17 protein-coding genes and 1 pseudogene are annotated in these 24,317 nt (G+C 71.1%); 10 read left to right on the forward strand and 8 right to left on the reverse strand.

Features of this window, described 5'->3' with window-relative positions; genetic code table 11:
- Nucleotides 1–139 precede the first annotated feature (139 nt).
- From ABB07_RS38100 to ABB07_RS38125, 6 genes are all read left to right on the forward strand, one after another.
- Nucleotides 140–1,123, forward strand: coding sequence for a hypothetical protein (locus tag ABB07_RS38100; RefSeq protein ID WP_244189671.1), 984 nt, complete (start codon nt 140–142; stop codon nt 1,121–1,123).
- 773 nt (nt 1,124–1,896) lie between these two features.
- A complete protein-coding gene (locus tag ABB07_RS38105) occupies nt 1,897–3,060 on the forward strand; it encodes a SpoIIE family protein phosphatase (RefSeq protein ID WP_244189828.1) in 1,164 nt (387 codons plus the stop codon).
- A 123-nt stretch (nt 3,061–3,183) separates the two neighbouring features.
- Nucleotides 3,184–3,477, forward strand: coding sequence for a hypothetical protein (locus ABB07_RS38110; protein WP_208902995.1), 294 nt, complete (start codon nt 3,184–3,186; stop codon nt 3,475–3,477).
- A gap of 810 nt (nt 3,478–4,287) precedes the next feature.
- A complete protein-coding gene (locus tag ABB07_RS38115) occupies nt 4,288–5,121 on the forward strand; it encodes a PIG-L family deacetylase (protein ID WP_208902996.1) in 834 nt (277 codons plus the stop codon).
- Between the two features lie 184 nt (nt 5,122–5,305).
- Nucleotides 5,306–6,475 carry a pentapeptide repeat-containing protein gene (locus tag ABB07_RS38120; protein WP_425264791.1) on the forward strand — a complete coding sequence of 390 codons (1,170 nt, stop codon included), beginning with the start codon at nt 5,306–5,308 and terminating at the stop codon, nt 6,473–6,475.
- Nucleotides 6,476–6,674: 199 nt separating this feature from the next.
- Nucleotides 6,675–7,637, forward strand: coding sequence for a phosphotransferase family protein (locus tag ABB07_RS38125; RefSeq protein WP_244189672.1), 963 nt, complete (start codon nt 6,675–6,677; stop codon nt 7,635–7,637).
- Between the two features lie 111 nt (nt 7,638–7,748).
- Here ABB07_RS38125 and ABB07_RS38130 read toward each other — a convergent pair whose 3' ends face one another.
- From ABB07_RS38130 to ABB07_RS38160, 7 genes are all read right to left on the reverse strand, one after another.
- Nucleotides 7,749–8,519, reverse strand: coding sequence for a class I SAM-dependent methyltransferase (locus tag ABB07_RS38130; RefSeq protein ID WP_341845915.1), 771 nt, complete (start codon nt 8,517–8,519; stop codon nt 7,749–7,751).
- Nucleotides 8,520–8,723: 204 nt separating this feature from the next.
- Nucleotides 8,724–11,228, reverse strand: coding sequence for an acyl-CoA reductase (locus ABB07_RS38135; RefSeq protein ID WP_208902997.1), 2,505 nt, complete (start codon nt 11,226–11,228; stop codon nt 8,724–8,726).
- Nucleotides 11,225–12,391, reverse strand: coding sequence for a LuxE/PaaK family acyltransferase (locus ABB07_RS38140; RefSeq protein ID WP_208902998.1), 1,167 nt, complete (start codon nt 12,389–12,391; stop codon nt 11,225–11,227). The genes ABB07_RS38135 and ABB07_RS38140 overlap by 4 nt, the downstream gene beginning before the upstream one ends.
- The gene (locus tag ABB07_RS38145; RefSeq protein ID WP_208902999.1) at nt 12,388–13,521 is read right to left on the reverse strand and encodes a GNAT family N-acetyltransferase; all 1,134 of its coding nucleotides are present in this window, start codon (nt 13,519–13,521) and stop codon (nt 12,388–12,390) included. The genes ABB07_RS38140 and ABB07_RS38145 overlap by 4 nt, the downstream gene beginning before the upstream one ends.
- Nucleotides 13,518–14,789 carry an MFS transporter gene (locus ABB07_RS38150; protein ID WP_244189673.1) on the reverse strand — a complete coding sequence of 424 codons (1,272 nt, stop codon included), beginning with the start codon at nt 14,787–14,789 and terminating at the stop codon, nt 13,518–13,520. Before ABB07_RS38150 ends, ABB07_RS38145 begins: the two co-directional genes overlap by 4 nt.
- On the reverse strand, nt 14,786–16,048 hold the full coding sequence (locus ABB07_RS38155) for a phenylacetate--CoA ligase family protein (RefSeq protein ID WP_208903001.1): 1,263 nt from the start codon (nt 16,046–16,048) through the stop codon (nt 14,786–14,788). The genes ABB07_RS38150 and ABB07_RS38155 overlap by 4 nt, the downstream gene beginning before the upstream one ends.
- A gap of 388 nt (nt 16,049–16,436) precedes the next feature.
- Entirely contained in the window at nt 16,437–17,033 is a 597-nt protein-coding gene (locus ABB07_RS38160) for a TetR/AcrR family transcriptional regulator (protein ID WP_208903002.1), read from the reverse strand.
- A 69-nt stretch (nt 17,034–17,102) separates the two neighbouring features.
- Here ABB07_RS38160 and ABB07_RS38165 point away from each other — a divergent pair.
- The 4 genes and pseudogenes from ABB07_RS38165 (at nt 17,103) to ABB07_RS38180 (ending at nt 22,624) form a co-directional block, all read left to right on the forward strand.
- Nucleotides 17,103–18,657 (forward strand): annotated as a pseudogene (locus tag ABB07_RS38165) (FAD-binding oxidoreductase).
- A 265-nt stretch (nt 18,658–18,922) separates the two neighbouring features.
- Complete coding sequence (locus tag ABB07_RS38170) at nt 18,923–19,483, forward strand: nitroreductase family protein (RefSeq protein WP_208903003.1); 561 nt, start codon at nt 18,923–18,925, stop codon at nt 19,481–19,483.
- Between the two features lie 188 nt (nt 19,484–19,671).
- Nucleotides 19,672–19,968 (forward strand): hypothetical protein, encoded by a 297-nt coding sequence (locus tag ABB07_RS38175; protein ID WP_208903004.1) that lies wholly within the window; start codon nt 19,672–19,674, stop codon nt 19,966–19,968.
- Nucleotides 19,961–22,624, forward strand: a complete 2,664-nt coding sequence (locus ABB07_RS38180) for a lectin (protein WP_208903005.1) — start codon at nt 19,961–19,963, stop codon at nt 22,622–22,624. The genes ABB07_RS38175 and ABB07_RS38180 overlap by 8 nt, the downstream gene beginning before the upstream one ends.
- A gap of 51 nt (nt 22,625–22,675) precedes the next feature.
- On the opposite strand, the gene ABB07_RS38185 is transcribed toward ABB07_RS38180, so the two are convergent.
- Nucleotides 22,676–24,106, reverse strand: coding sequence for a M14 family zinc carboxypeptidase (locus ABB07_RS38185; RefSeq protein WP_208903006.1), 1,431 nt, complete (start codon nt 24,104–24,106; stop codon nt 22,676–22,678).
- Nucleotides 24,107–24,317 lie beyond the last annotated feature (211 nt).

Here is a 24,317-nt window from a genome sequence, read left to right on the forward strand (position 1 = left end):
ACGCCCCGTTCCAGGACGGGAAGTGAACGTTCACGGTTGAACGAGGGGTGGGGGACCAGCCATGCCGGGCCCGGAGGCCGGCGGCCCTCTTCCGGGACCGCGCAAAACATGACGGGGGGGAGGGGAGGGGAGGGGCCCCATGGCAGCGCATAGAGCCGGTCGCCGCGCCACCCCGCGCCCCGATGCCCCGACCCTCGGCTCGTCCCGCCGCCCCACCCCCGAGGCCGAGCTCGCCGAAGCCCTGCGTACGGGCCCGTTCTCTGCCGCGCTCCGGGCCGCGCTCGCCGTACGTGGGCTGGCTCTGCATCGCGTGCAGCACCGGCTCGCCCAGCGCGGCATTCGCGTCGGTGTGACCAGCCTCAGCTACTGGCAGCGCGGTGTGCGGCGGCCCGAGCGGCCCGAGTCGCTTCGTGCCGTCACCGCGCTCGAGGAGATCCTGGAGCTTCCCCCGCACGCCCTCACCCGCCTGATAGGTCCACGTGCCACCAGTGACCATCCTCCGGCCCGCCCGTATCGCACCCTCCTCGAACCCGCCGCCGCGGTGGAATCGCTGCTGGCGGCTCTGGGCGCGCCGGCGGACGGCGGGCTGCACACCGTGATCCACTACGAGCACGTTCACATCGGCGCCCATCGAGAGCTCGCCGCCCGCGACTCGCAGCATGTCGTACGCGCCCACCGCGACGGCGTCGACCGCTACCTCGCCATCCATCACGGCGACCCGGGCTGCGACACGCAACGGGTGCGGGTGCGTGGTCTCGGCAATTGCCGGGTCGGGCGGATCCGGCGCCACGGCCCTTCGGGGGTGATCGTCGTCGAGCTCCTCCTCGACGGGCGGTTGAGAGCCGGGGAGACCGCAGTCCTCGGGTACCGCTTCGAGGACGGAACCGGCGAGCCCAGCCATGAGTACGTTCGCGGCTTCACCTACGGCGGCGGCCAGTATGTCCTCCAGGTCGGCTTCGACCGCGCCGCCCTTCCCGTCCACTGCCGCCGCTTCGCCCGTCCCTCGGCGACCGCTCCGTACGAGGCGGTCGCCGACCTGACACTGAACGCCCATGGCTCGGTCCACCTCGTGGAGCAGCAGGTACGGCCGGGCCTCCTCGGCATCACATGGGAGTGGGACTGAGGGTTGTCCCGTAATCGATCTTCGACTCGCCGCTGACCTTCGGTGCGCGGTGCACCTGCCCATGGGACGCTGAAAAATTTACCCAAAACCTATTGACATGGTGCATTTCGCGTGGAGAGTGATGACTAGACCACAACACCGAATAAGCCACAAAGTCGATCAGGACGTCTAGTCGACGGAGTGACTTGGACAGGATGTGGTTCAGGCCCCCGGCAAGCCGGTGCGACACCGAGGCAGCAGTGACGACTGACGCTTCAGGACACGCGCAGCACTACCGGGGACTGGTTTTTGCCCTCGGCGCCTCCGCACGAGCCTGACCGCAGTGCGGAGGCCTTGCTACGCCTGCGCACCGCGGAACCCAGAGCGACGAACAGCGGCCGTCACTGCCCTCGCCCCGTCGCGGGCAGCGCCTACCAGTCTCGCCTGATTCTCCGCCGCCACGGAATGGCGTTCCGCGAGATTGGCTTTCCCGTATGTCGGCGACGGACCAGAACAGCACTCCGAAGGCAACGCCGATCAGCACGGTGAGCCGGCCGCCCGCCAGAACCGTGGGGGCGACAAGACCCCGTCGCCCGTCCCTGCCCCGCCGGTCTCCATCCGTCATACGTGCCTCGTCCTCCGCCACCGTCGTACGGCGGCACGTCGAACACGACCTCCATGCAATGTTATGTCCGGGGCGGCCGGCAGGCGGCGGCGTATCCGGCGCCCCGGACGCTGAAGGTCACGGCGGTCCCTGTTCGTCAGGCGTGCTCGGCGGTGGCAATGTGGGAGATGTGAACGCCGGGCACGGCTTGGCCGGTGTGCGGCAGCTGCGGCAGTCGAGCCGCGCGCTGCTGCTGATCCCGATCGCGCTCATCCTGGTGATCACGGCGGTGGACCAACTGGTCCCGGGGGACATCCACCTCGGCCCGCTGCTGGTCATCGCACCCGCGATCACTGCTTCCTTCGCCGGTTCCCTGCTGACCGGGCTGATCGGGTTCCTGAGCGTGGCGGCGCAGGCATACATCGGCTGGCACTTCGGCGTGCTGTTCTCGCGCAACGTGCTCGTGCAGATCCTCGCCCTGGCGGTGCTGTCAGCCCTGATCGTGTTCTTCTGCCTGGTGCGCGAGAGACACCAGCGCCAGCTGGCGCAGGTGCGGTCGGTCGCGGAGGCGGCGCAGCACGGCCTGCTGTGGCCGCTGCCCGAACGGATGGGCCCCTTCCGGATCGCCTGCCTGTATCTGGCCGCCGAGGACGAGGCACAGATCGGCGGTGACCTGTACGCGGCCACCCGCGTCACCGGCGGGGTACGCATCATGATCGGCGATGTGCGGGGCAAGGGCCTGTCCGCCATCGGGGAAGCCGCCCTCCTGCTCGGGGCCTTCCGTGAAGCCGCCCACCGGCACGCCACCCTCCCCGATCTGGCCGCCACCCTGGAGCAGAGCGTGACCCGCTACCTGGCCGACTTCGAGCCGCCCGCAGAGGCCGGCGAACGCTTTGCCACCACCTTGCTGCTGGAACTCCCCGACGACGACCACATCACCCGCGTGATCAGCTGCGGGCACCCCCCACCCCTGCTGCTCAGCCCCAGTAGCGGCCTGACCGTTCCCAGCCTGCACCCCGCGCCGCCCCTGGGAATCGCGGAGACGGGACCGGACAGCTACACCATCGATGTCGCTTCCTTCGAGCCGGGCGACACCATCCTGCTCTACACGGACGGCGTCATCGAAGCCCGCGACGCCGACGGCCGCTTCTACCCCTTCGAGGCCCGGGTCGCGCAGTGGAACAAGGCAGGCCCTGAATCGCTGCTCCACCACATCCAACGTGATCTGCTCGCCCACGCCCACGGACGCCTCAACGACGACGCGGCTCTCGTCGCGCTCCACCGCGAGCCCGACAGCCACCGACGCGGCCACGGACGTGTCATCCACTCGAGCGGATTCGGCCACACCCCCTGAACGCGACGTGAGGAGACTCGTTCCCCCACCCTCCGGGTAGGGCGGCCGCCGGTGCCGTGCACAGCGCCGAGCCGGGGAGGCCAGCCGCCGGGCCACCGCGGGGAAGGTGACAGGATCGACTGCATGAGCACCGAGACGGACTGGGTGTACCGGGTCGACGAGCCGCACGGCTCCGAGGGCTGGCGCCCCTACGGCGACCAACCCGAACGTTGGCGGGGGACCGTCACCAGCGACGATCCGAAGGAGGACGCCGAGTACGTCGCCGCCCTCGTCGTCACCGACCTGGTGTCCGAGTGGTACCGCCAGGGCGCCGCCCAGAGGCACGTGCGTGTCATCGTCTGGCAGGACGCGGAAGGCACCGGCCCCGAGGACGCGGCCTTCATGGTCGAGATCCAGCCCCACATCGACACAGAGTGACGCCGCAGGCCGGCCCGACCGGAAACTGATCGACGGGGACATCACCTGGCATGTCCCGGGACGCGGTCCGCTCTCCGGCGCGTATCGAGGACACCAGGAAATCCTTGGATCGTCCGGGCGGGTCGTGCAGCTTGGCAAGGGCTCCTTCCGCGTCCGGATCGCCGACGTGCTCACCGGCCGACCGCGGGGCGTGGTCCCCGTGAGTGCGGACGGCAGGTTCATGGTCGTAACCCAGCGATTGAAGCCTGGCAAGAGGAATGCCCGGCAAGCACGTCACCGTCATCGTCGAACCCCGGCAAGTGCTCCCGCCGAGGCGAAGACAGACACCGCCCGGCTCAGCGAATCGAGGCCAGTCACGGGAACTGAGGTCAGGATCGGCTTTGGTGCGCACCCGCCACGCCCTTGTGGGCTCCAGGCCCCGGCCGGGGAGCGGGACCGGTCAGTTCGGTCCGGCGTGCGGTGCGTCTCGGTCTGGTGCAGGGCGAGTTCGGGTTCGGGTTCGGCGGAGCCGAAACGGCCCGGGGCCTGTCCGGCCGGGTCGGTTGCGAGTCCGGTCAGGGGCACTTCGAGGGCGGGCGTTCGCCTCGCCCCGGCGCGGGCGGGAACAGCCGGGCCGGTCGGGACTGTTGGACTGACCGAGGGACCGGCACCGTGCAGGCGGGGGGGCAGAGATCAACAGTCATCCGCTTGGACGTGTTCCTGGGCCCCTGTTTTGTCTGCCCAACGTGCGGTCACCGCGATATTGCGGGCGACCGCCTGCCCGGGCACCGCAGACTCATACCGAGCACTTGTCGACCGGAGGACTGTTTCATGAATGACCGGCCCTTGACGCTGATGGCCGTGCACGCCCACCCCGATGACGAGGCCACTGGAACGGGAGGTGTCCTCGCGCGCTATGCGGAGGAAGGCATTCGCACGGTGCTCGTCACGTGTACCGACGGCGGTTGCGGTGACGGGCCGGGGGGTGTCAAGCCGGGTGAGCCCGGGCACGATCCGGCGGCCGTCGCCGCGATGCGCCGTCAAGAGCTCAAAGCGAGCTGCGAAGTCCTGAAGGTCAGCCACCTGGAGATGTTGGGGTACGCCGACTCCGGGATGATGGGCTGGCCGGCCAACGACGCCCCCGGGGCCTTCTGGCAGACGCCCGTGCAGGAGGGCGCAGCCCGCCTCGCCGAACTCCTGCGGCACTACCAGCCCGATGTCGTCGTGACCTACGACGAGAACGGGTTCTACGGCCACCCCGACCACATCCAGGCGAATCGCATCACGATGGCGGCACTGGCGATGACCGGGATGACTCCGAAGGTGTACTGGACGACGGCGCCGCGCTCGATGATGCAGCGGTTCGGGGAGATCATGCGCGAGTTCGGAGCGGACTGGGAGGAGCCGGATCCGGCCGAGGCCGCCGCGATGCCCGAGATCGGACTCCCGGACGAGGAGATCACCACCTGGGTGGACACGACCGACTTCGGCGGTCAGAAGTTCGATGCGCTGGCCGCGCACGCCAGCCAGGGCGAGAACATCTTCTTCCTGAGGATGGGCAAGGAGAGGTTCACCGAGCTGATGGGCGTGGAGACCTTCGTCCGGGTCCAGGACACCACCGGCGCGGCCGTGCCCGAGAATGACCTCTTCGCCGGGCTGCGCTGATCATCACCCTCGCCGACGTCATGGGACCTCCGCTCGGCCCGGTTGCGATGCAGTGACCGGGCCGTCGGGCGCGCGGTGCCTCGTAGCCGAGGCCGCCGTTGCCCGTGCGCCCGCTTGCCCAACGCTCCGCTTCCCGAACAGGCCCCTGTGAAGGCCCAACGAAGTCCTACTAGGCTCCCATGCCATGGAGATGGGGGAGCCGGACCGCGGTCGCCGTCCGTGGCGCGACCGGCTGGGCAGGCATCGTGCTGTCGCGGCCCTGCTGGCGGCCGGGACGGCAGGGCTGGCGGTTCTTGGCGCCGTGCTCGTCCTCCTGCCGGGTGTGGTGGTCGACCACGATCTCGCCGGGGCGAGCGTTCCCGCGCAGGACCGGCTGACAGCGGTGAACGACGTCCGGACGACCCTTCTGCAGGCCGTGGGCGGCATGGTCGTGCTGTTCGGCGCGTACGCCACCTGGCGGCAACTACGCGTCAGCCAGGACGGCTTGCGCGCCACCCAGGAGGGCTATGTCACCGACCGGTTCAGCAGGGCCGTCGATCAGCTCGGCAGCGACAAGCTGGAAACACGCATCGGAGGGCTCCACGCGCTGTGGCGGATCGCGGAGCATTCCGCCCGCGATCGCGAGGCCGTCATCTCCATCCAGGCCGCATACCTGCGTACACACCTGCCCTGGCCGCCTGCGGGACCGGGAGCTCCAGCGGCGGACGCGCCCATCAACGACGTCGTGCCGCTGGAGATCCGAGCCGCCGACGCCCAGGTGGCGCTGACCGGGCTCGGCGTGCTGTTGCTGCAGCCCCGGGAACAGTCCTGGATCAACCTCAGCGTCACGGACCTGCGCCGGGCCGACTGCGACGGGTTGTGGCTGCACGAGGTCAACTTCGACCGGTCCTGCATGGAGGCGGCGGGCCTGTACCACGCCAATCTGACGCAGGCCTCTCTCGTCTCGGTCAACCTGCGGCACGCCGACCTCAGGACGGCGATCCTGCGCCGGGCCCGCTGCGTTCTGGCCGACCTGCGGGGTGCCCGGCTGGTCGAGACCGACTTGCGCGACGCGGACTTCACCGAGGCCGATCTGCGCGAGGCGAATCTACGCAAGGCCGACGCGGGCGGCGCCGTCTTCCACCGCACCGACCTGCGCCTGGCCGACTTGCGTGGCTCCGACCTGAGCACGGCCGATCTTCTCCAGGCACGTCTGACCGGCGCGCTGGCCAGCGAGCACACTCGGTGGCCGGCCGGCTTCGACCACGCGGCCGCCGGCGTCGTCGTCACCGAGGACCCTGGCCCCGAACCTCCACCACTGCTCCAGCCCCCGGGGATAACGACGGAGCACCCGCCTCTGCGGTCCATGCCGTGACCGAGGCCCCCGAAGCGAGGACCGCCGCGCGCGGGAGGACCTGGCCGCGGGCGGCGGCCGCGGCGGTTGCGACATGCCGTACCGCCGCCCGTCGTTTCGCCCCCACGCCGACCGTGCCGGAGGCTGCGGTCGCCGCCTGCACCGGTCGTGCCGATGAGAACTTTTGCGCGTGCTGCCGTCCGGATGATGAGGTGGCACGATGATCAACCGCGATGAGGCGGCGGCCGTCCGACCGATGACACTGGCTTGGGTGCGCCGGCATCTGGAGGTGGGCGAACGGATCCTCGGGATCGAGGCGCTGCACGGCGGCATCACTGCCGAGATGCGGCGGCTGACCATCGGCACGCGGGACGGCGGCACCCGTGACCTGGTGCTGCGGACCTACGTCGACCCGTTCTACGTGCAGTGGGCCCAGGACTGGCTGAACAGGGAGGCCGGCGCCCTGGCAGCGCTGGCGGGGACCGATGTGCCGGCTCCTGCACTGGTCGCGGCTGATCCGACCGCAGCGCATGGCGAGTATCCGTCGCTCCTCATGACACATCTGGCGGGCCGGGCGGTCCTCGACGATGAGGGGCTGGAGACGCGCGTCCCTCTGCTGGCCCGTCAACTCGTGGCGGTCCACGCGCTGCGACCCGCCGAGCGGCCCCCGGAGTATGTGGCGTTGACGACCGCCGACACCGTCGTGGTTCCGAAGGGTGCCGACGCGGCGGCATGGGCCGCGGCGATCGACGTGATCCGCGAGCCCGCGCCGCCCTGGGCAGGGCGATTCCTGCACCGCGACTTCCAGCCCGGCAATGTGCTGTTCGACGTGCCGCCCTCAGGGCCGGCGGGTACGCGGATCACCGGCGTCATCGACTGGGCGGCCACCTCCTGGGGCCCGGCCGACCTCGATGTGGCGCACTGCTCCACCAATCTCGCGCTGCTGCACGGCCCGGCGTGGGGTCAGCGGTTCGCCGAGGCGTACGAGGAGGCCGGCGGGGTGCTGGCCGCGGCCGGGAGCGAGCGGCTGTACTGGCGGGTACGGGACGGACTGGCGTGCTCGGAGGAAGTGGAGGCGGTGGCGCGGGCATGGCGGGAGGCAGGGAGGACAGAGCTGACGACGCAAGCCGTCGAGGAACGGCTGGATGCCTATGTCACCACCCTGCTGGACACGCTGGGCTGAGCCGAAGCAGCCCTGGGCGCGGGCCCAGCCGCCACGTCCGGCGGCAGACGCGGTCAGACACCCGCAAGCCGGGCCGCAGGGCCGGCTCGGCGGCGGGTATGGGCACCTCGGTTACGACGGTGTCGCCGGCCTCCGGCCCCAGGTGGTCAGCATGCCGGGGGACATCCCGGCGTACTCCGGCGACTCGAGACACCGCTTCGCCTCGTCGATCCCGGCGTCGTCCACCAGCCCAGTGCCCACCATGGCGGCGCGCGCCCGGTCCCAGGTCTCGGCCCAGAACCGGCTGATGGGGCTGCCGGGCAGCAGGGGAGGGACATGGATCTCGGCGGCCACTGCCTCCAGCCCCGCGGCCACCATCAGCCAGGGACAACCCGGCACCCAGGAGACATCGGTGCCGATCGTCTCCCGCAGACCGAGCCACATCGCCCGCATGGCCGTCGTGTACGGCGTCCGGGGTGCGCTCTCGGTCGTCAGGTCGACCGCATCGCTCAGCACGAGGACGCCTCCGGGTACGAGCAGCCCCGCGAGCCGCTCGACCATCCGGGCGGGGGACGGCAGGTGCATCAGCACGAACCGGGCGTGGACGAGGTCGAAGAGGCCGGGGGAGAAACCAGGAGAGGTCACATCGGCCTCCAGCGCGGTCAGTCCTGCGACGCGCTCCCCGGCGAGGAAACGGATGTCCCGATCGACCGCGACGACCTCGGCCACGCCCGCCTCGCGCAACAGGAGCCGGGCCACTGTTCCCGTACCCGCGCCCACGTCCAGGCAGCGCATCCCCGGTCCGGCGCCGAGCTCCCGCAGGCGTGCGAACGTCGAGGCGTCGTAGACGAGTGCCCCGAGGTCGATCCGCTCGGCCTCCCCTTCGTCCTGGGGGCGGAACACACGTTCCCCGTAGAGTCCCGGCCCGGCCGGTCCTCGCGGGATCCGGCTGCTGTCTTCGCGTGCCACTCCTCCATCTTGGCGGCCGGGAGCGGACCGTACATCTCGGAACCACGGCGCGGTCGCCCGCTGAGTGCCCTGGCATGGATGGGGTACTGGCTGCCGTGACCACCCGCGGGGATCCTCGCGGGGCGGATCCGCTCGGTCTCAGCGCAGGTCGACGACCGTGCGCAGCTTGCCACTGGCCGGGGTGCGCTCGAACGCTTCCCTCCGTACGTTCTGCACGGCGAGGGACAGCAGGCCCTCCGCCACCGCCGCGGCCACCTCCGGGACCTCGTGGGTGACCGCCGCGCGTGTGACGTCGGGGTCGGGGGCGTACTGCTCGTCGAGCCGCACCGTCAGCTCCTCACGGTCGGTGCCGGGTGTGACCGACAGCTGCACCTCGCCGTGATACGCGAGCCGCTCCGCCAACGCCCGTACGACTCCGCGGTAGTTGACGAAGTACGTCCCCACGCGCACCACATCGCCGTAGCGGCCGAGGAGTTCCAGACGAGGCACGGTGCTGCCGCACGCGCATGTGCCCTCCAGCGCACGTCCCAGATCACCGATCTCGTAGCGCTCCAGACGCTGACCGGCCCGGGCCCGGGAGGTGAACACCAGCCGTCCCGGTTCACCCGGAGCCACCGGCCGGTCCTGACTCGGATCGAGGATCTCCAGCGTGTGCAGGTCGGTGAGCACGTGGTGGACCGAGCCGTCGGAGGACGCGCACTGGTAGCCCAGGGGACCGAGGTCGGTGCTGCCGTAGGCCGCGGACCGGATCACCTCCACCCCGAAGTCGTCGGTGAGCACCCTGCGTTGTTCGGCGGTGAAGTGCTCACCGCCGTAGAAGATCTTGCGTATGCCGCCGTAGGCACGCAGGCGGTCGGCCTCGGCGTGGAGCAGCTGCCACAGGTAGGACGGCATGCCGAAGACGGTGTCGGCCCGGTGGGCGACCAGTGCCTCGGCGACCGTTGTGTGGTCGGGGCCCGCGGCGATCGGGAACTGGGTGGCGTTCAGGCGCTCCAGGATGGAGAAGAAGCTGATGAAGCTTCCGTACATGCCGCCGCTGTAGAAGAGGTTGGCCGCCCGGTCCCGTGCCGGGTCGAAGCCGGCCGCGAGCAGCCCGTCCGCCGCGGCGCGCATCTGGTTGTCGTAGTCGTCGCAGGTGAACACCGACAGCGCGGGTGTGCCCGTGGAGCCTCCGCTGCGGAAGTACAGGTGTGCGTGACGCGGATCCAGGCTGGCGAGCGCGCGCTGCACGCCCTCCTTGCCCAGGAGCGGGGCGTTCGGCGCGGGCGGCAGCACCGGCGGCGCCACCAGGTCGTCGAGACAGGGCACCGTACGGAAGTCCGGGTCCGCGGCGCGCACGCTCACCCTGCGGCTGTAGCGCTGCAACGCGTAGACGCCGTCGTGGGGTTCGCCCTCGTAGCCGTCCAGCATGGAGCCGACCGGGGTGACGCGGGTGACGCCTGCGGCGAACATCGCGCGGGAGAGGACGGCCACCTCCGCACGGTCGCCGCCGATCGCCGCGGTCTGCAGGTAGCGGCGCATGGGGCGCAGGGTCGCGGTGATCGTGTGCCGGGGGAGCGGCTTGACCCAGACGCTGCGGTGCAGCGGGGAGGCGTCCAGTGCGCGGCGCGTGTCGGCCAGGACCCGCCAGGAGCCGTCCTCGGCGGCGAACACACGGGTGAGGCCCAGGTGTTGTTCGAGCCGGGCGAGCTGCTGCACCGTGGTGATCTCCGCCTGCTCGGCGGCACCCGGCGACGGCGCCGGACGCGCGTCGGAGGCCTTGGCCAGCTGTTCGGCGAACCGGCCGGCGAACGCGAGGAGTTCTGCGGTGTCGTCGGTGTCGAGATACACCACCTGGGGGCTGGAACACGCCTGCTGCTCCAGCCGGCAGACGTCTTCGGCGAGCGCGTCGAGCACACCGTCCTCGGAGGCGGCCTGCCGGGTCAGGTAGGCGAAGGAGATCCGGTGACCCCATTCGATCACCCGGCAACCGGGCTGGGCCAGTTCGCCCGCCGCGCGCACCGCGTCCTCACCGCCCCACACCGCGATCGCGTCGGCGGGCCCGCAGAGGGCCTGGAGCCACTCACGGCGCGCGGAGGGGAAACGCAGGGCGATGACGCGCTCGGCGATCAGCCCGGACGGATCGGCCGCGCCGAGCGCGGCGAGCAGGTCGAGGGCGAGGGCCGGGTCGGAGCTGCTGGTCTTCAGCATGTTCAGGTTGCCGGTCAGCAGTCCCTCCACGACGCTCAGCGGTGCCACGGCCGCGGCGTTGCCCGGCGCGATGTGCACCAGCAGGCCGACGGGCGCCCAGGCCTCGTACACCGTCTCGCGGGCGTCCGGCCGGGTCAGCCGTTCCGGGCGCGGGCCGCCCAGCTCACGCCGCAGCTTGCGCTCCAGCGCCTCCCGGGTGAGCGCGGCCGCCAGCTCGGCCAGTACGGCCGCGGCCTCGCCCGCGGGCAGCTGCCCGGCCAGCCGGCCGTACAGGGCGCACTCGGGATCGGCCAGGTCACGGCTGACCGCGGCACAGGCGCCGAGCACCACGTCGGTGGGCAGGGGACGCGTCAGGACCCGCCCCGCCAGCTCGGGCAGACCGCTGAGCCGCCGGCCGGCCTCGGCGTCGTCGACGAACTCGCCCTGCCAGAGGTGAAGTACGGAGGTGGTCACGACATTCCCTTCATCAGTTCGGCGGCGGCGACCGCGCAGCTGCGGTTGCGGCTCACCCCGGCGCGGCCGTGCACGGTGAACCAGTCGGTGGACAGCGGACAGGGGCACTCCTCGCCGGGGTGCAGCGACGCGAGGTCGCCCATCAGCACACTCTGCGCGGGCACCGAGGTGATGTACGGGCTGACCAGGTGCAGGAAGCCGCGGTCGCCGTACGGCAGGGGGCGCAGCGTGCCGGTGTCACGGACGGCCGCTCGCGACCAGACCGGCACATGCAGCCGGTGATGGGCGCACTCGACGTACGGCACGCAGTGCTCGACGGAGCCGAACGTGTCGCGGACACGCTCCGCCGGAATGCCCAGGCGGTCGGTGACCTCGGCGTAGAAGGCGTCCTTGCCGATCTGGCGGTCGGCGTGTCCCTTCCAGCCGCCGCCGAGCACCACCAGCGACCCCTCGGGCATCGTGAGCGGCGGCAGCCCCATCGCCCGCATCCGCTCCAGGGTGAAGTACAAGAACGCGGGGAAGCCCAGGATGCGGACCGGCACGTCGTCCTCGGCGTAGCGCCTCAGCGCCGCGATGCAGCCGTGCACGTCGAACTCGTGGCCGCTGCCGGTGTGCCGCAGAGCGTGCGTGGTGTGCCGGGCCGGGGCGAAGTCGCACAGGTAGTTGTCGGTGAACGACGTGCCCAGTTTCAGCGCCGGAGCCGGCTCGTAGCTGTACAGCAGGTAGTTCACCGGCTGTTCGGGGGTGATCCAGCCGTAGTGGTCGAAGATCCGGGCCACCATGCGCTGCGCCGAGCGGATGGTCCACTCGTCGAAGAACATCTGCGACTTCTGGCCCGTGGTACCCGAGGAGGTCAGATGCAGGAACACCTCTTCGCGCGGGATCGAGAGCACCTCATGGCGCTTGAAGAAGGCGGCCGGCACCAGCGGCGTGCGCACGCCCTCACCGACCGTGGGAGCGGGTGCCTCGGCCGGGTCCTCGAGCAGGGCGGCGAACAAGGGGGAGCGGCGGGCGTGCCAGGCGTTGGCCTCCGCCATGGCGGCCGCGAACAGCGCGTCGGCGTCGGGGCCGTGGGCGTACGGCTCCGCCAGGTCGCACAGGCGCTGCACCTGACCGAGCTCCGCCGGGCCGGGAACCTCGACGGGAGCGAGATGGGGTTTCATCGGGACACCTCGTGAAGGGGCAGGTAGGTGGTGGTCCAGGCACTCAGGTAGGCGGCGAGGTACGGCCGGAGCAGCGGGCTCACGGCGGTCGTACGGAAGTCGATCTGACGGCTGGTGCGAGAGAGCACGACATAGTCGTGGAGCCGGTCGCCGATGCGGCGCATCGCGGGGTAGACCGCGCTCGGTACGAAACCCGAGGCCAGGAACACCTCCAGCGCCTCCGTGTCAGCCAGCGGCAGCAGCGCCTCGACATAGTCGGCGCCGGCCCGCGCGACCGAGGCGATCAGCGCCTCCAGCGTTCCCGCCACCGCGGCCGGGCGGGGATGGACCGCGACCAGCGCGCAGCTGCCCGCCACGGGATCGAGGTCGGCGTACGCCTCGAAACGGCCGTCGGCGGCCACCAGAACCGCGTTCGGCGTGTGCAGCGGGAAGAACCGGTCGTCGGGCGCCGGGAACAGCTCCAGGAAGCGGCGCCGCACGAAGGCCGGGGCCTCGATCAGCTCGATCGGTTCGGCGCCGGCGGCGGTCGCCGTGGCGCGGCAGGGGGCGGCCCGAGTCAGGGTGTAGTCGATGCCGACGCCGTCGGACGCCGCGGACAGCAACGCCGACAGCCGCTCGGGCACACCGGCCACAGGTTCGCGGCGCTCCAGCACACCGTCGGCGTAGCGGGCGAACAGGGCGAGGGTCTCGCAGCCCTCTACCTCGACGGCGTTCGGCAGCAGGCCGAGCGGCCGGAATCCATTGCGTACGACGACCTGCTGCGGGCCTTCGGTGACCAGGCGGACGGTGGCGTACACCGAGTCCAGCAGGCCCGTGGCGAAGGCTTCGTCGCAGACCGCCCCGGTCAGCCGGGAGGCCAGTCCGCCGCCGCGATGGCCGGGGTGCACCGCGAGGCCGACCAGTTTGCCGATGCGGCCGCCCGGCTCGGTCAGGACGACCGCCGAACCGGCCAGGTCGCCCGCACGGGTACGGGCGGTGAGCCAGTGCGCGGTGCCGTCGGTGATCAGCCGGCGCATGACCAGCGGATCGCTGCCGAGCGGCACCGGGTAGCCGTGCCCGTACACCTCGAAGTACAACTGCCGCAGCTCGGCGATGTCCTGGACGGACGCCGGGGAGAGGACGGCGGTCACGAGGCCTCTCCCACGGGTACCGGCGCCGCCGCTTCCGGGCCGCGCGGCCCGGCGGTCGTCGCGCTTCTGCCGAGCCACCACAGGGCCAGCGCGACCGGCACGAGTCCCGTGCCCTGCGCCAGGCACAGCGTCCGGGCGGCCACCTGGTCACCCAGCGCGCCGAACACGAGCGAGGCCAGCGGGAACGTGGCGCCCAGCACCGCCTGCATGACCGCGAAGAAGGCCGGTTTGTCGTCAGCGGGCACCATCCGCTGGCACAACGCCACGAACCGCACGCCGATCACACCGAGGCACCAGCCGGTGACGGCCATCGAGACGACCGCCACCCCGTGGTCGGCGAACAGCCCCGGCAGACCGAAGGCCGCTGCCATCACCATCAGGCACCAGCTGCTCACGGTGACCGGGCGGCCGGGCAGGCGCCCGCCGGTGAACGATCCCAGCAGGGTGCCCGCACCGAGGGCCGTCTCCAGCGAGGCGACGGTCGAGCCGGTCGCGTGCAGCACCTCCCGGGTGTACAGCGGCATCACGACGTAGACGGCGGTGGTGAAGACGTTGGCGGCGGCGAAGCAGACCAGCACACGGCGGATGAACGGCAGCCCGGCCAGGACCCGGCGCAGGGTGCGGCGCTCGGGGCCCGGGCCGAATCCGGCCCGGCGGTGCGGAAAGCGTGTGGAGCCGATCAGCAGGGCGGCGAGCAGGTACGCCGCGCCGCAGACGGCGGTGACACCGGCCAGAGCGCCCGCGTCGACGACGAGGGGGCCGAGCAGGCCGCCGCACAGTCCGGCGACGGACTGGGTGGACAGTTCGAAGCCGGTGGCCGACTCGATGTCGGCGTCCTCGACGAGTTCCGGCACCGAGGTGGTCAGACAGGGATCGAAGACCGCCTGACAGCCGGCCAGCACCAGCCCCACCGCGTAGACGGCGGCCATGGGCAGGGCCCCCGCACAGGCCGTGACGGCAGCCGTCACGGCCACCGCGCCCGCCACCGCCGCCGCGCCCGCCAGCACCCTGCGGGGTGCGTGCCGTGCGACGATGCGCGCGATCACCGGGGCGAGAGCCACCGCGGGCACGGTGCTCACCATCAGGAACACGCCGGAGTCCAGCCCGCGGTGCTCGCCGCCCGCGAACCCGACGAGCCACCAGACCGCGCCGACCTGGAACATGCGGCTCGCCGCCTGGGTGAGGAGCTGACCGGCCCAGACCCGGCCGAAGGACGGATTGCGCAGGACGAGCGGCAGACGCCGTGCGCGTCCGGTCCCCGCGCTCACGTGTGCGGCCGTTCGTCGACGACCCGGACGAGCTTGCCCGAGCGGGAGTTGACCGCGAGATCCTGGTGCCGCACCCATTCGACGCCGATCGGGTTCACATGCCCGCAGGCGGTCGCGCTCGCGTAGAAGGGCCGCTCGGCGAGCACCGCCGCTGTGACGGACTCCGCCAACCCGGCGGTCACCTTCCCGGGATCGGCGACCGCGAGCCGCAGCACCAGGCCGTCCCGACCGCCCCGGCGCCGCACCACGAGCTGCACACCGGTCACCTCACCGCGGGGGTCGGCGGCTGTGACGACGTCATGGACGTCCTCGGTGTGGAGGGAGACGGGACCGACCCGCACGCCCTCCTCGGCGCGCCCGAGGATCCGGAAGACACCCGCCTCCCGGTCCACCCACTCGGCCCTGTCGCCCGCCGGATAGCGCAGCACGGGCATGAGCCGTCGGCGGAGATCGGTGACGACCAGCCGCCCCGGCGCGCCATTGCCGTCAACGGGTTCGTCGGTCTCGTCACGGAGGATCTCGACCACCGTGTACGGCGTGAACACGCGGTGCACGCGCGGATCTCCGCCGGGTACGGCCTCGCCGAGGAGGCCTGCGTCGACGCTCGCGTATCCCAGGGAGCGTGGCTCGGCATTCGGGAACGCCCGCCGGAGCAGCGGGAGTTGGTCTCCGAAGAGGCATTCCCCGCCGAAGAGGAGGAGCTCCACGTCCGGCAGGGTCCGGTCGGCGCCGGCCAGCCGTTCGGCGAGCGAGCACAGGGTGGTCGGGGTGCCGGCGACGACCTGGACCCGGAACTCCTCCAGGGTCGCCGCGGTGGATTCCCAGGGCGTCGCGCCGCCGATCGGCAGCCGGACGTTGGCCACGGGGGAGCGGTGCAAGGAGTCGAGGACGAAGCTGAAGCTCGCGTACAGGTCGCCCGCGTAGAAGAGATCCGCCACCCGGTGACCGGGTCGCAGCCCGGCGGAGACGAGCCCCGCGCCGAACGCGGTGGTGAATTCACGCCATTCGGCGCGGGTGTAGTAGGAGAACTTCGGCGAGCCGGTGGTTCCGCCGCTGCGGAACACGACCGCTTCGTGCAAAGGAGCGGTCAGCAGCCGGTTGTCACGCGGTGCGTTGGCTCGCCAGAAATCGGCCTGGGGCACCACCGGGAGATCCGTGAGGCGGGTCACGGGGTCGGAAAGGTGAGCGTAGAGCTCGCGGTAGAAAGGCGAGTTCTGCCGGGCGAAACGTATCAGTTCCGCAATTGGTTGAACGGGCATCAATTCCTGCTCGAAGGCGTGGACCACCGGCGCGGTAAAGACCGGCGGGTACGGCGCGACGAGCCCACTGACGTGGGCTTCGTTCGCTGAAGGCGGGTGAGCGGACGAACGCCCGTCACGAGTGGGCGTTCGGGAGCGAGTTTATCTCACCATTCGGAACGGACTTGCGCCAACTGGCCACCCGTGAAAAGTGCATTGATGCTCCGGATGGTTTGCCGGGGACTTTGGTTCCCGCGAGGCCAGAGACGGTGATCACATGCAACGTGTCACCTGTCATCAAACTTTGAGGTGACTCAAGAAGGGCTTATGGAATACGGGTTCTCGGCGATCCGTTCCATGGCTTGAATAGGACTTCGCCTGTCCCGAAGTCCCGCTGACCACGGCCGGGTCAGCCGGTGCCGAGCGCGGCGAGGAGGCGGGCGCAACGGGTCGTCATGTCGGCCGCACTCTGGTCCGGGTGATCGGACCACCAGCGCATCACGGCTGTCACCGCGTACTGCCAGACCCGGTTGAGGAGTTGATGGTCCAGAGGGTCGTCGTGTCCGGCACGGGTGAGGAGCCCGGTCGCGCCCGCGGCCCCCATGGCGGTGAGACGTTCGCGGTAGTGGTTGACGGCGTCGCGCATCTCACCGTCCGGCGGCAGGGCGGGGTCGTAGAGGACGGACCACGCGTGCCGGCAGCCCTCGACCGCGGTGAAGAGCGCGGAGAGGGTGTCCAGTGCGTGACCGGTCGTTCCGCTGCGGGACCGGGCTGCCGCGACGGCGTCGACCAGGAGGCCGCCCACCCGGTGCACACAGGCGAGGTAGAGCCCGTCCTTGGAGTCGAAGTAGCTGTAGATCAGGGGCTTGGAGATGCCCGCGCGCCGTGCGACGGCGGCGACGGAGACACCCGCGTAGCCATGGTCGCCGAACTCCGCCACGGCCACGTCGATGATCTGCCCCTCCCGGTCGGCCCGGGAGACGCCCTTGGTTCCGGCCTTGCCCATGGTCCGCACTCTAGTCCACGATGTGACTGCTTGGTAATTTACCCATGGGTCAATTCAGGGAGCCGTCGCGTGACACGGTCGTGGTGGGGATGGGGAAACGTCGAGGACGCCGTGCGCGGCGCCGAGCTCGAGAGGCTGCTGGCACGCGTGCGGGCGCTGATGCCCGGCGAGCTGACCGATCACGAGCCACCGGACATCGACTCCCTCGACCTTCCCGGGCCCCGTGTCACCCCTCCGGCCTCGCTCGCCGGCCTGTGCTCGGCGGAACCCAGGGACCGGGCCGCGCACGCGCACGGCAAGGCGTTCCGGGACGTGGTCCGCAACCTGCACGGGGATCTCCGCCACGTACCGGACCTCGTCGCCCGGCCCGCCGAGGAGCGCGACGTGATCGATCTCCTCGACTGGTGTACCCGTGAAGGCATCGCCGTGGTGCCGTACGGCGGCGGAAGCTCGGTCGTCGGCGGCGTCGAGCCGCGGTGCGACGGTCACCCCGCCGTGGTCACCGTCGATCTCGGGCGCATGAACCGGGTGCTGGACATCGACCGGACGAGTCGCGCCGCGCGGATCCAGGCCGGTGTCCTGGGCCCGCACCTGGAGAACCAGCTGCGGCCGCACCGGTTGACGCTGCGTCACTTCCCGCAGTCCTTCGAGTTCTCCACGCTGGGCGGCTGGCTCGCCACCCGCGCCGGCGGCCACTACGCGACGCTGTACACGCACATCGACGACCTGGTCGAGTCGATGCGGGTCGTGACGGGGGCCGGGGTGAGCGCGTCGCGACGGCTCCCGGGCTCCGGCGCCGGCCCGTCACCGGACCGGCTCTTCCTGGGCAGCGAGGGATCGCTGGGCGTCATCACCGAGGCGTGGATGCGCCTTCAGGAGCGCCCTCGTTGGCGTGCCAAGGCATCCGTGCGGTTCGGTGACTACACGGCGGCGGTGGCGGCCACCCGCGCGATCGCGCAGAGCGGGCTGAACCCGGCGAACTGCCGCCTCCTCGACACGGCCGAGGCGCTGATCAACGCCGGCGTGAGCGTGGGCGGCGGTCTGCTCGTCCTCGCCTTCGAGTCGGCGGACCATCCCGTACGCCGCGATCTGGAGCGGGCGGTGGAACTGTGCCGCGACCACGGCGGCGAGCCGGCCGTCGACGCCGACGAGGAGCCTGACAGGGACGTCGCGAGAGCGCCGGAGAGAGCCTCCGCCGGTGACGCCGCCGCGGAGACCTGGCGAGACGTTCGAGACGGCCTGCACCTGGGACCGCTTCGAGGGCCTCCACCAGACGGTCACCGAGGCAGCGCGGCGGGCCATCCGCGAGGTCACCGGCGCAGGAGTGGTGACCTGCCGGTTCACCCACGTCTACCCCGACGGCCCGGCACCGTACTTCGGCGTGTACGCGCCGGGCCGCTGGGGCAGCACCGTGGCCCAGTGGGACCACACCAAGGACGCGGTGTCCGAGGCGATCCACGCGTGTGGCGGCACGATCACCCACCACCACGCGGTCGGGCGCGACCACCGGCCCTGGTACGACCGCCAGCGCCCTGCCCCTTTCGCCGCAGCGCTGACAGCCGCGAAGACCGCCCTGGACCCGGCCGGCGTCCTCAACCCCGGGGTACTTCTTCCCGCGCCCTGACTCCGGCCACTTCCGCGGCGGGGTGATCCGCCGTGGTACTTGCCCGCCCTGCGCGCCGAGTTGGAGACCGGCATGGCGCTCTGCGGCCGTACGGATACGCGTCCGTGACCGACGCCACCATGGACCTGGTGCTCGGCTCCCGTCCGCGCCCCTCACCGACATCCGTGTCCGGAAGCCCGCGCTGACCACCGCCGGCGTCCCGTGAGACGGCCCGGTGACGGCGGCGGCCGGAATAGGGCCGTGCGGGGGCCGGTTGCATCCGGACATGCGACGTGATCAGCAGCCGTCCGGCGGCATCCACCCCCTGCTGGCCGGACGGTTCAGCCCCTCTCGGTTCGACCCGTCGGCCACCGTGGACGACCACGCCGTGGGCCTGCTGCTGGAAGCCGCGCGGTGGGCGCCGTCCGCCGGCAACTCCCAGCCCTGGGGCTTCTTCCTGAGCCGGCCCGGTGAGCCGGAGCACGAGCGGGTGGTGCGCCACCTCGCGCCCAGTTCGGCCCGGTGGGCGACGGACGCGGGCCTGCTCGTCGTCGCGCTGACGCGGCGCCACGTCGACGAGACGCAACTGCTCTACTCCGAGTTCGCGGACTACGACCTCGGCCAGGCCGTCGCCCACATGACCGTCCAGGCCCAGGCAATGGGACTGGCCGCTCACCAGTTCCGCGCCTTCGACCTGGAGGGGCTCACCAAGGACCTGGACCCGAGCCCCGGGTGGGCCATCATCTCCATGATCGCGCTGGGCAGGGCGGCCGAAGAGCCGCCGGCGAGCCGCGACCGGCGCGCCATCGCCGATCTGCTGTCCGCCCCATGGTCGCTGTCGGGGTAGCGCTGTCGCGTCACACCCGCAACGATTCCGCGATGTTGGGAAAGCGGTTACCAAAGCGTAGCGAACGGACCCGTCTCACCCCTAGGCTCTGCGCGACCACCGAGCACCGCGAATGGATTGGCATGGACATGATCGATCCAGGACTCCCGCATGGCCCCGCCGGGTCTGGTCCCTGCCCTGCGAGCCGTGTGTCTTCCGGCACCGGCATCCATTGCACCAACAACGACAAGTCGCTGCTGACCAGGAGTGACGGTAACCGCTTCCCGGACCTCGCCACCGCAGCCCGCGCGAACAACCGGGCACACTCGACGGTCGTCACCGACGCCCCCGACGTGTCGCCCGCCCCCAGCCCCGCCGTCCCCTCCCTGGCCGGCGCCCGGGCGCGCGTCGCCGAACTCGCCGTCGGCGGACCCTCGTACATCTCCACCGACGTGATCACCGCCCCGGCGAACGGTGTGCTCGGCGAGGTGATCGGCCGTGGCTGACACCCTTCGCCCGCGCACCCTGACGCGGGTGCTGGCGGCCGGGGCGACGGCGCTCGCCTTCGCCCTGCCGGGCCAACTGGCCCCGGCGGCACGGGCCGCAGTCGTGACCGACCCGGTGCCGCTGGTCAACCCCTATATCGGCACCGGCGCGAACAACGACTTCAGCGCCGGGAACACCTTCCCCGGAGCCGACGTCCCGCACGGCATGCTCCAGTGGTCCCCGGACACCACCTCGCGCCCCAAGGGCGGCGGGTACGGCTACGGGGACTCGGCCGTCTCCGGCTTCAGCCTCACCCACGTCTCCGGCGTCGGGTGCGACGCGGCCGGCGACCTGCCCATCCTGCCCGTGGTCGGCTCGATCGGCTCCGACCCCGGCGCCACGACGGAGTCGTTCTCCCACAGCGACGAGACGGCGACACCGGGCTCCTACTCCGTCGCCCTCGGCAACGGCACGGACGTGGCACTCACCACGACCACGCGCGCCGGAATCGGCCGGTTCACCTTCCCCGCCTCCACCCAGGCCGGCCTGCTGCTGAAACTGAACGGCACCCAAACCCCGTACGCCTCCTCGACGCTGAACGTGACCGGCGACGACACCGTGACCGGCTCGGTGACCAGCACCGGCTTCTGCGAGGCGACCAACCCCGTCACCGTCTACTTCGCCATCACCTTCGACCACCCCTTCACCGCCGGCGGTTACAGCGGCGGCGAGCACCTCACCTTCGACACCACGAGCAGCCGGACGGTCGAGGCCCGGGTGGGCATCTCCTACACCTCGACGGCCGAGGCCGCCGCCAACCGGGACGCGGAGGTCACCGGCAGGAGCTTCGCCGACGTGAAGTCCGCGGCGACGACGGCGTGGCGCGACACACTGGCGAAGATCACGGTCAGCGGCGGCACCGGCGACCAGCAGCGCATCTTCTACACCGCCCTCTACCACGCCTCCCTCTTCCCCAGCGTGGTCAGCGACGCAGACGGCTCCTACCGCGGCTACGACGGCGCCGTGCACACCGTGACCGGCGGCCACAGCGCCCAGTACACCGACTTCTCCAACTGGGACACCTACCGCTCCCAGGCACAGCTCACCGCGCTGCTCGACCCGGCGGCGGCCTCCGACATGGCGCAGTCGATCGTCAACGACTACACGCAGGGCGGCACCCTCACCAAGTGGGGCATGGCCACCGGCGAGACCCACATCATGGTCGGCGACCCGGCGGTGCCCGTGCTGGCCGACTACTACGCCTTCGGCGCACGCGACTTCGACACCTCCACGGCTCTCGCCGCCATGATCGAGGAGCAGACCACCGACACCGACGTCACCCCCGGCGTGACGTACCTGGACTCCTTCGGCTATCTGCCCACCAACTCGCCGTACGGCTGTTGCCACGAGTACGCCACCACCTCCACCCAACTGGAGTACGACACCGACGACTTCGCCCTGTCGCGGTTCGCGGGCGCACTCGGTGACAGCGCGAACCGGAGGAAGTTCCAGGACCGGGCGCAGGACTGGGAGAACGTCTTCAACCCGTCCTCCGGCTACCTCCAGCCCCGGCACTCCAACGGCCGCTGGATGGACGGCTTCAACGCCAAGCTGATCACCGGCACGGCAGCCAACGACTTCGCCGAGGGCGACGCCTTCACCTACACGCCGATGATCCCCTTCAACCTCGCCAAGCTGGCGTCCCTGGAGGGCGGCAGTTCGGCCCTGGCGTCGTACCTGGACAGCGTGCTCAGTGGTTACCAGGGGCTGGGCAGTGTCATCGGCACCCAGTCCAACATGGGCAACGAGCCCAGCATCGGGCTGCCGTGGGAGTACGACTGGGTCGGCGAGCCGTACAAGACGCAGTCCACGGTGCGTGCCGTGCAGGACCAGCTGTGGACCGACGCCGCCGGCGGCGAGCCCGGCAACGACGACCTCGGCGAGCTGAGCGCCTGGTACGTCTGGTCCGCGCTCGGCCTCTACCCGGAGACACCCGGCACCGCCGACCTGGCCATCGGCAGCCCCTTGTTCACCTCCACCACCGTCACCGCAGGCGGGCACACGCTGACCGTCAACGCCCCTGCTGCAGCCGCCGGTTCACCGTACGTGGAGGCCCTGACCCTCAACGGCGGCGTCTGGAACAAGGCCTACGTGCCGGCGTCCGCCCTCGGCTCGTCCACCGAACTGGACTTCACCCTCTCCTCCACCGCCGACACCCGGTGGGCGGCGGACCCCTCGGCCGCACCGCCGTCCTACGACGGCACCCCGGGCACGGGAGTGGCCCAGCCCAGCGGCCCGCTCACGGAGACCCTCACCGGCAAGTGCGTCGACGACGCGGGCTCCGGTACGTCGAACGGTACGGCCATCCAGGTGTACGGCTGCAACGGCACCGCGGCACAGACCTGGAAGGTCGTGCCCGACGGCACCCTCCAGGTGCTGAACGACTGCATGGACGTCACCGCCGGTGCCACCACCTCCGGCACGAAGATCCAGCTGCACACGTGCAACGGCACCCAGGCCCAGCAGTGGCGGTCCGACACCTCCGGTGAACTCGTCAATCCGGTCTCGGGTCTCTGCCTCACCGACTCCAGCAACGGGGCGGTGAACAAGACCCGATTGACACTCGCGGCCTGCACGGGGAGCATCGGCCAGCGCTGGACCGTGCCGGCCTCGTGAACGGCCGTGGGTCCCTCCCGCCGGGACCGGGGGAGGGACCCGCGCTGGAGGTCAGCGGCGTGCGTCCGACGCGGTGGAGTAGGGGGCCGCGGCGTGCTGGGCGGCGTAGAGGAGCGCCGGTTCGATCTTCGGCCAGAAGTAGCTGTCCTGGCAGGAGAACGGCGGAGTGAAGCCGTCGCAGCCGACGCCGTCGCTGTCGCCGATCTCTATGGTGAAGCTGGCCAGGCCGAGCTTGTCGTAGGTCCAGTCGTCGGTGCCGCCGGAGGCGTTGTAGAGGATCTCGCCGGCCTGGCCGTACTGGTATCCGGTGAGCGAGGCCATGTGGGCGGCGAGCGCGCGCAGGGCGGTGTCGTTGCCGGTGTGCACGGTGGCGTCGTACTCCCAGGGGAAGAGCACCATGCTCGCATCACTGTGCAGCGTGATCATCATGCCCTTGGCGTTCGACGGCGCCGGGTCGGAGTTGCCGGTGCCGGTGCGCACCGCCGGGAACAACTCGCGGAACAGGCCCTCCAGAGCGGTGTTCTCCACCTCGGAGTCGGCGGCCGGGCCGCCGTAGGTCTGGTCGCACGCTGCGCTGGACGTACCGGACACGTGCCAGTGGGAGCCGGTGTTGCGGTTGAGGTCGACCCCGATCTGGCTGTAGGCGCTCACCCCGCACCGGGAACCGTGCGAGTCGTCGGCGTTCTTGCGCTGCAGGACGGGGTTGTCGCCGCCCGCCGCGACCATGTCGACGCCGTCGGGGTTGGCGTCGGGCACCACCCACATCTCGGTGGTGTCCATCAGCCTGGTGATCGCCGAGTCCTTGCCGTAGCCGCTGGTCAGCGCGTCGATCCAGCGCCACGACATCTCACCGGTCGTCAGTTCGCGGGCATGGATCTGGCTCATCAGGAAGAACCGCGGCTTGGCCGAGTTCGGGCTGAGGCCGCAGTCGCCCGCCTGCATCTTGGTGATGCATATCGCCTTGAGATCGTGGCCGCCGCGGCCATGCTGCTTGAGCCACGACTGGCCATAGGTGACCACCTTGGCGAGGTCGGCGTGTTGGGAGGCGGTGTCGTCCATGTGGGCGTACTGCGCGGTGACCGTGTGGTAGCCGCCGTCGAACGTGCCGCCCGCGGCGGCGCGCGTCACCGCGGTGGGGGAGGGGATCGCCTCGGTCAGCGTGGAGGCGACGGCGGGGGTGAAGCCGAGCCGGCGCAGTCCGGCCGCGGTCGACGTGTCGCCGGAGACGAACAGGCTGTTGCCGTCCCGCTTCTCCAGCAGGTCGTATCCGGAGTCGGTGAGGCGCTCGGCGTCGGCGAGCGGATGGCGCGTGGGCACGCGGTAGATGACGACCGTACGGTGCCCGTCGTGGGGGCGGCCGGCGGTGGTGGCGCGGCCGGCTGTGGCGTCCGCGCCGGTGCCGGCCAGTGCCACCTGCGGCAGCAGGGCCGTGGCGACGATGACGGCACCGGCGGTCAGGCCCGCCAGGCGTTTGTATGCCATGGAGGTGACCTTTCGTGGGGGATGGACACGCCCAATATGGCATGTTCATGGAAAGAACGACATGGCTGGTGCGGCGCGGGGTCCCGGGTTGTCCTGAACGCGGGTGCGCGTGTGCGACGAGGGAGGGGCGAAGTGGTGCGTACGGCACCGGTCTGACGAGGAGTCAGCGAGGCGGCGGTGACGGCGGCCTGGCACCTGATCGAGCAGCCGT

This window comes from Streptomyces incarnatus, from assembly GCF_001027185.1.
In the GTDB taxonomy this organism is placed as follows: Bacteria; Actinomycetota; Actinomycetes; order Streptomycetales; family Streptomycetaceae; genus Streptomyces; species Streptomyces puniciscabiei.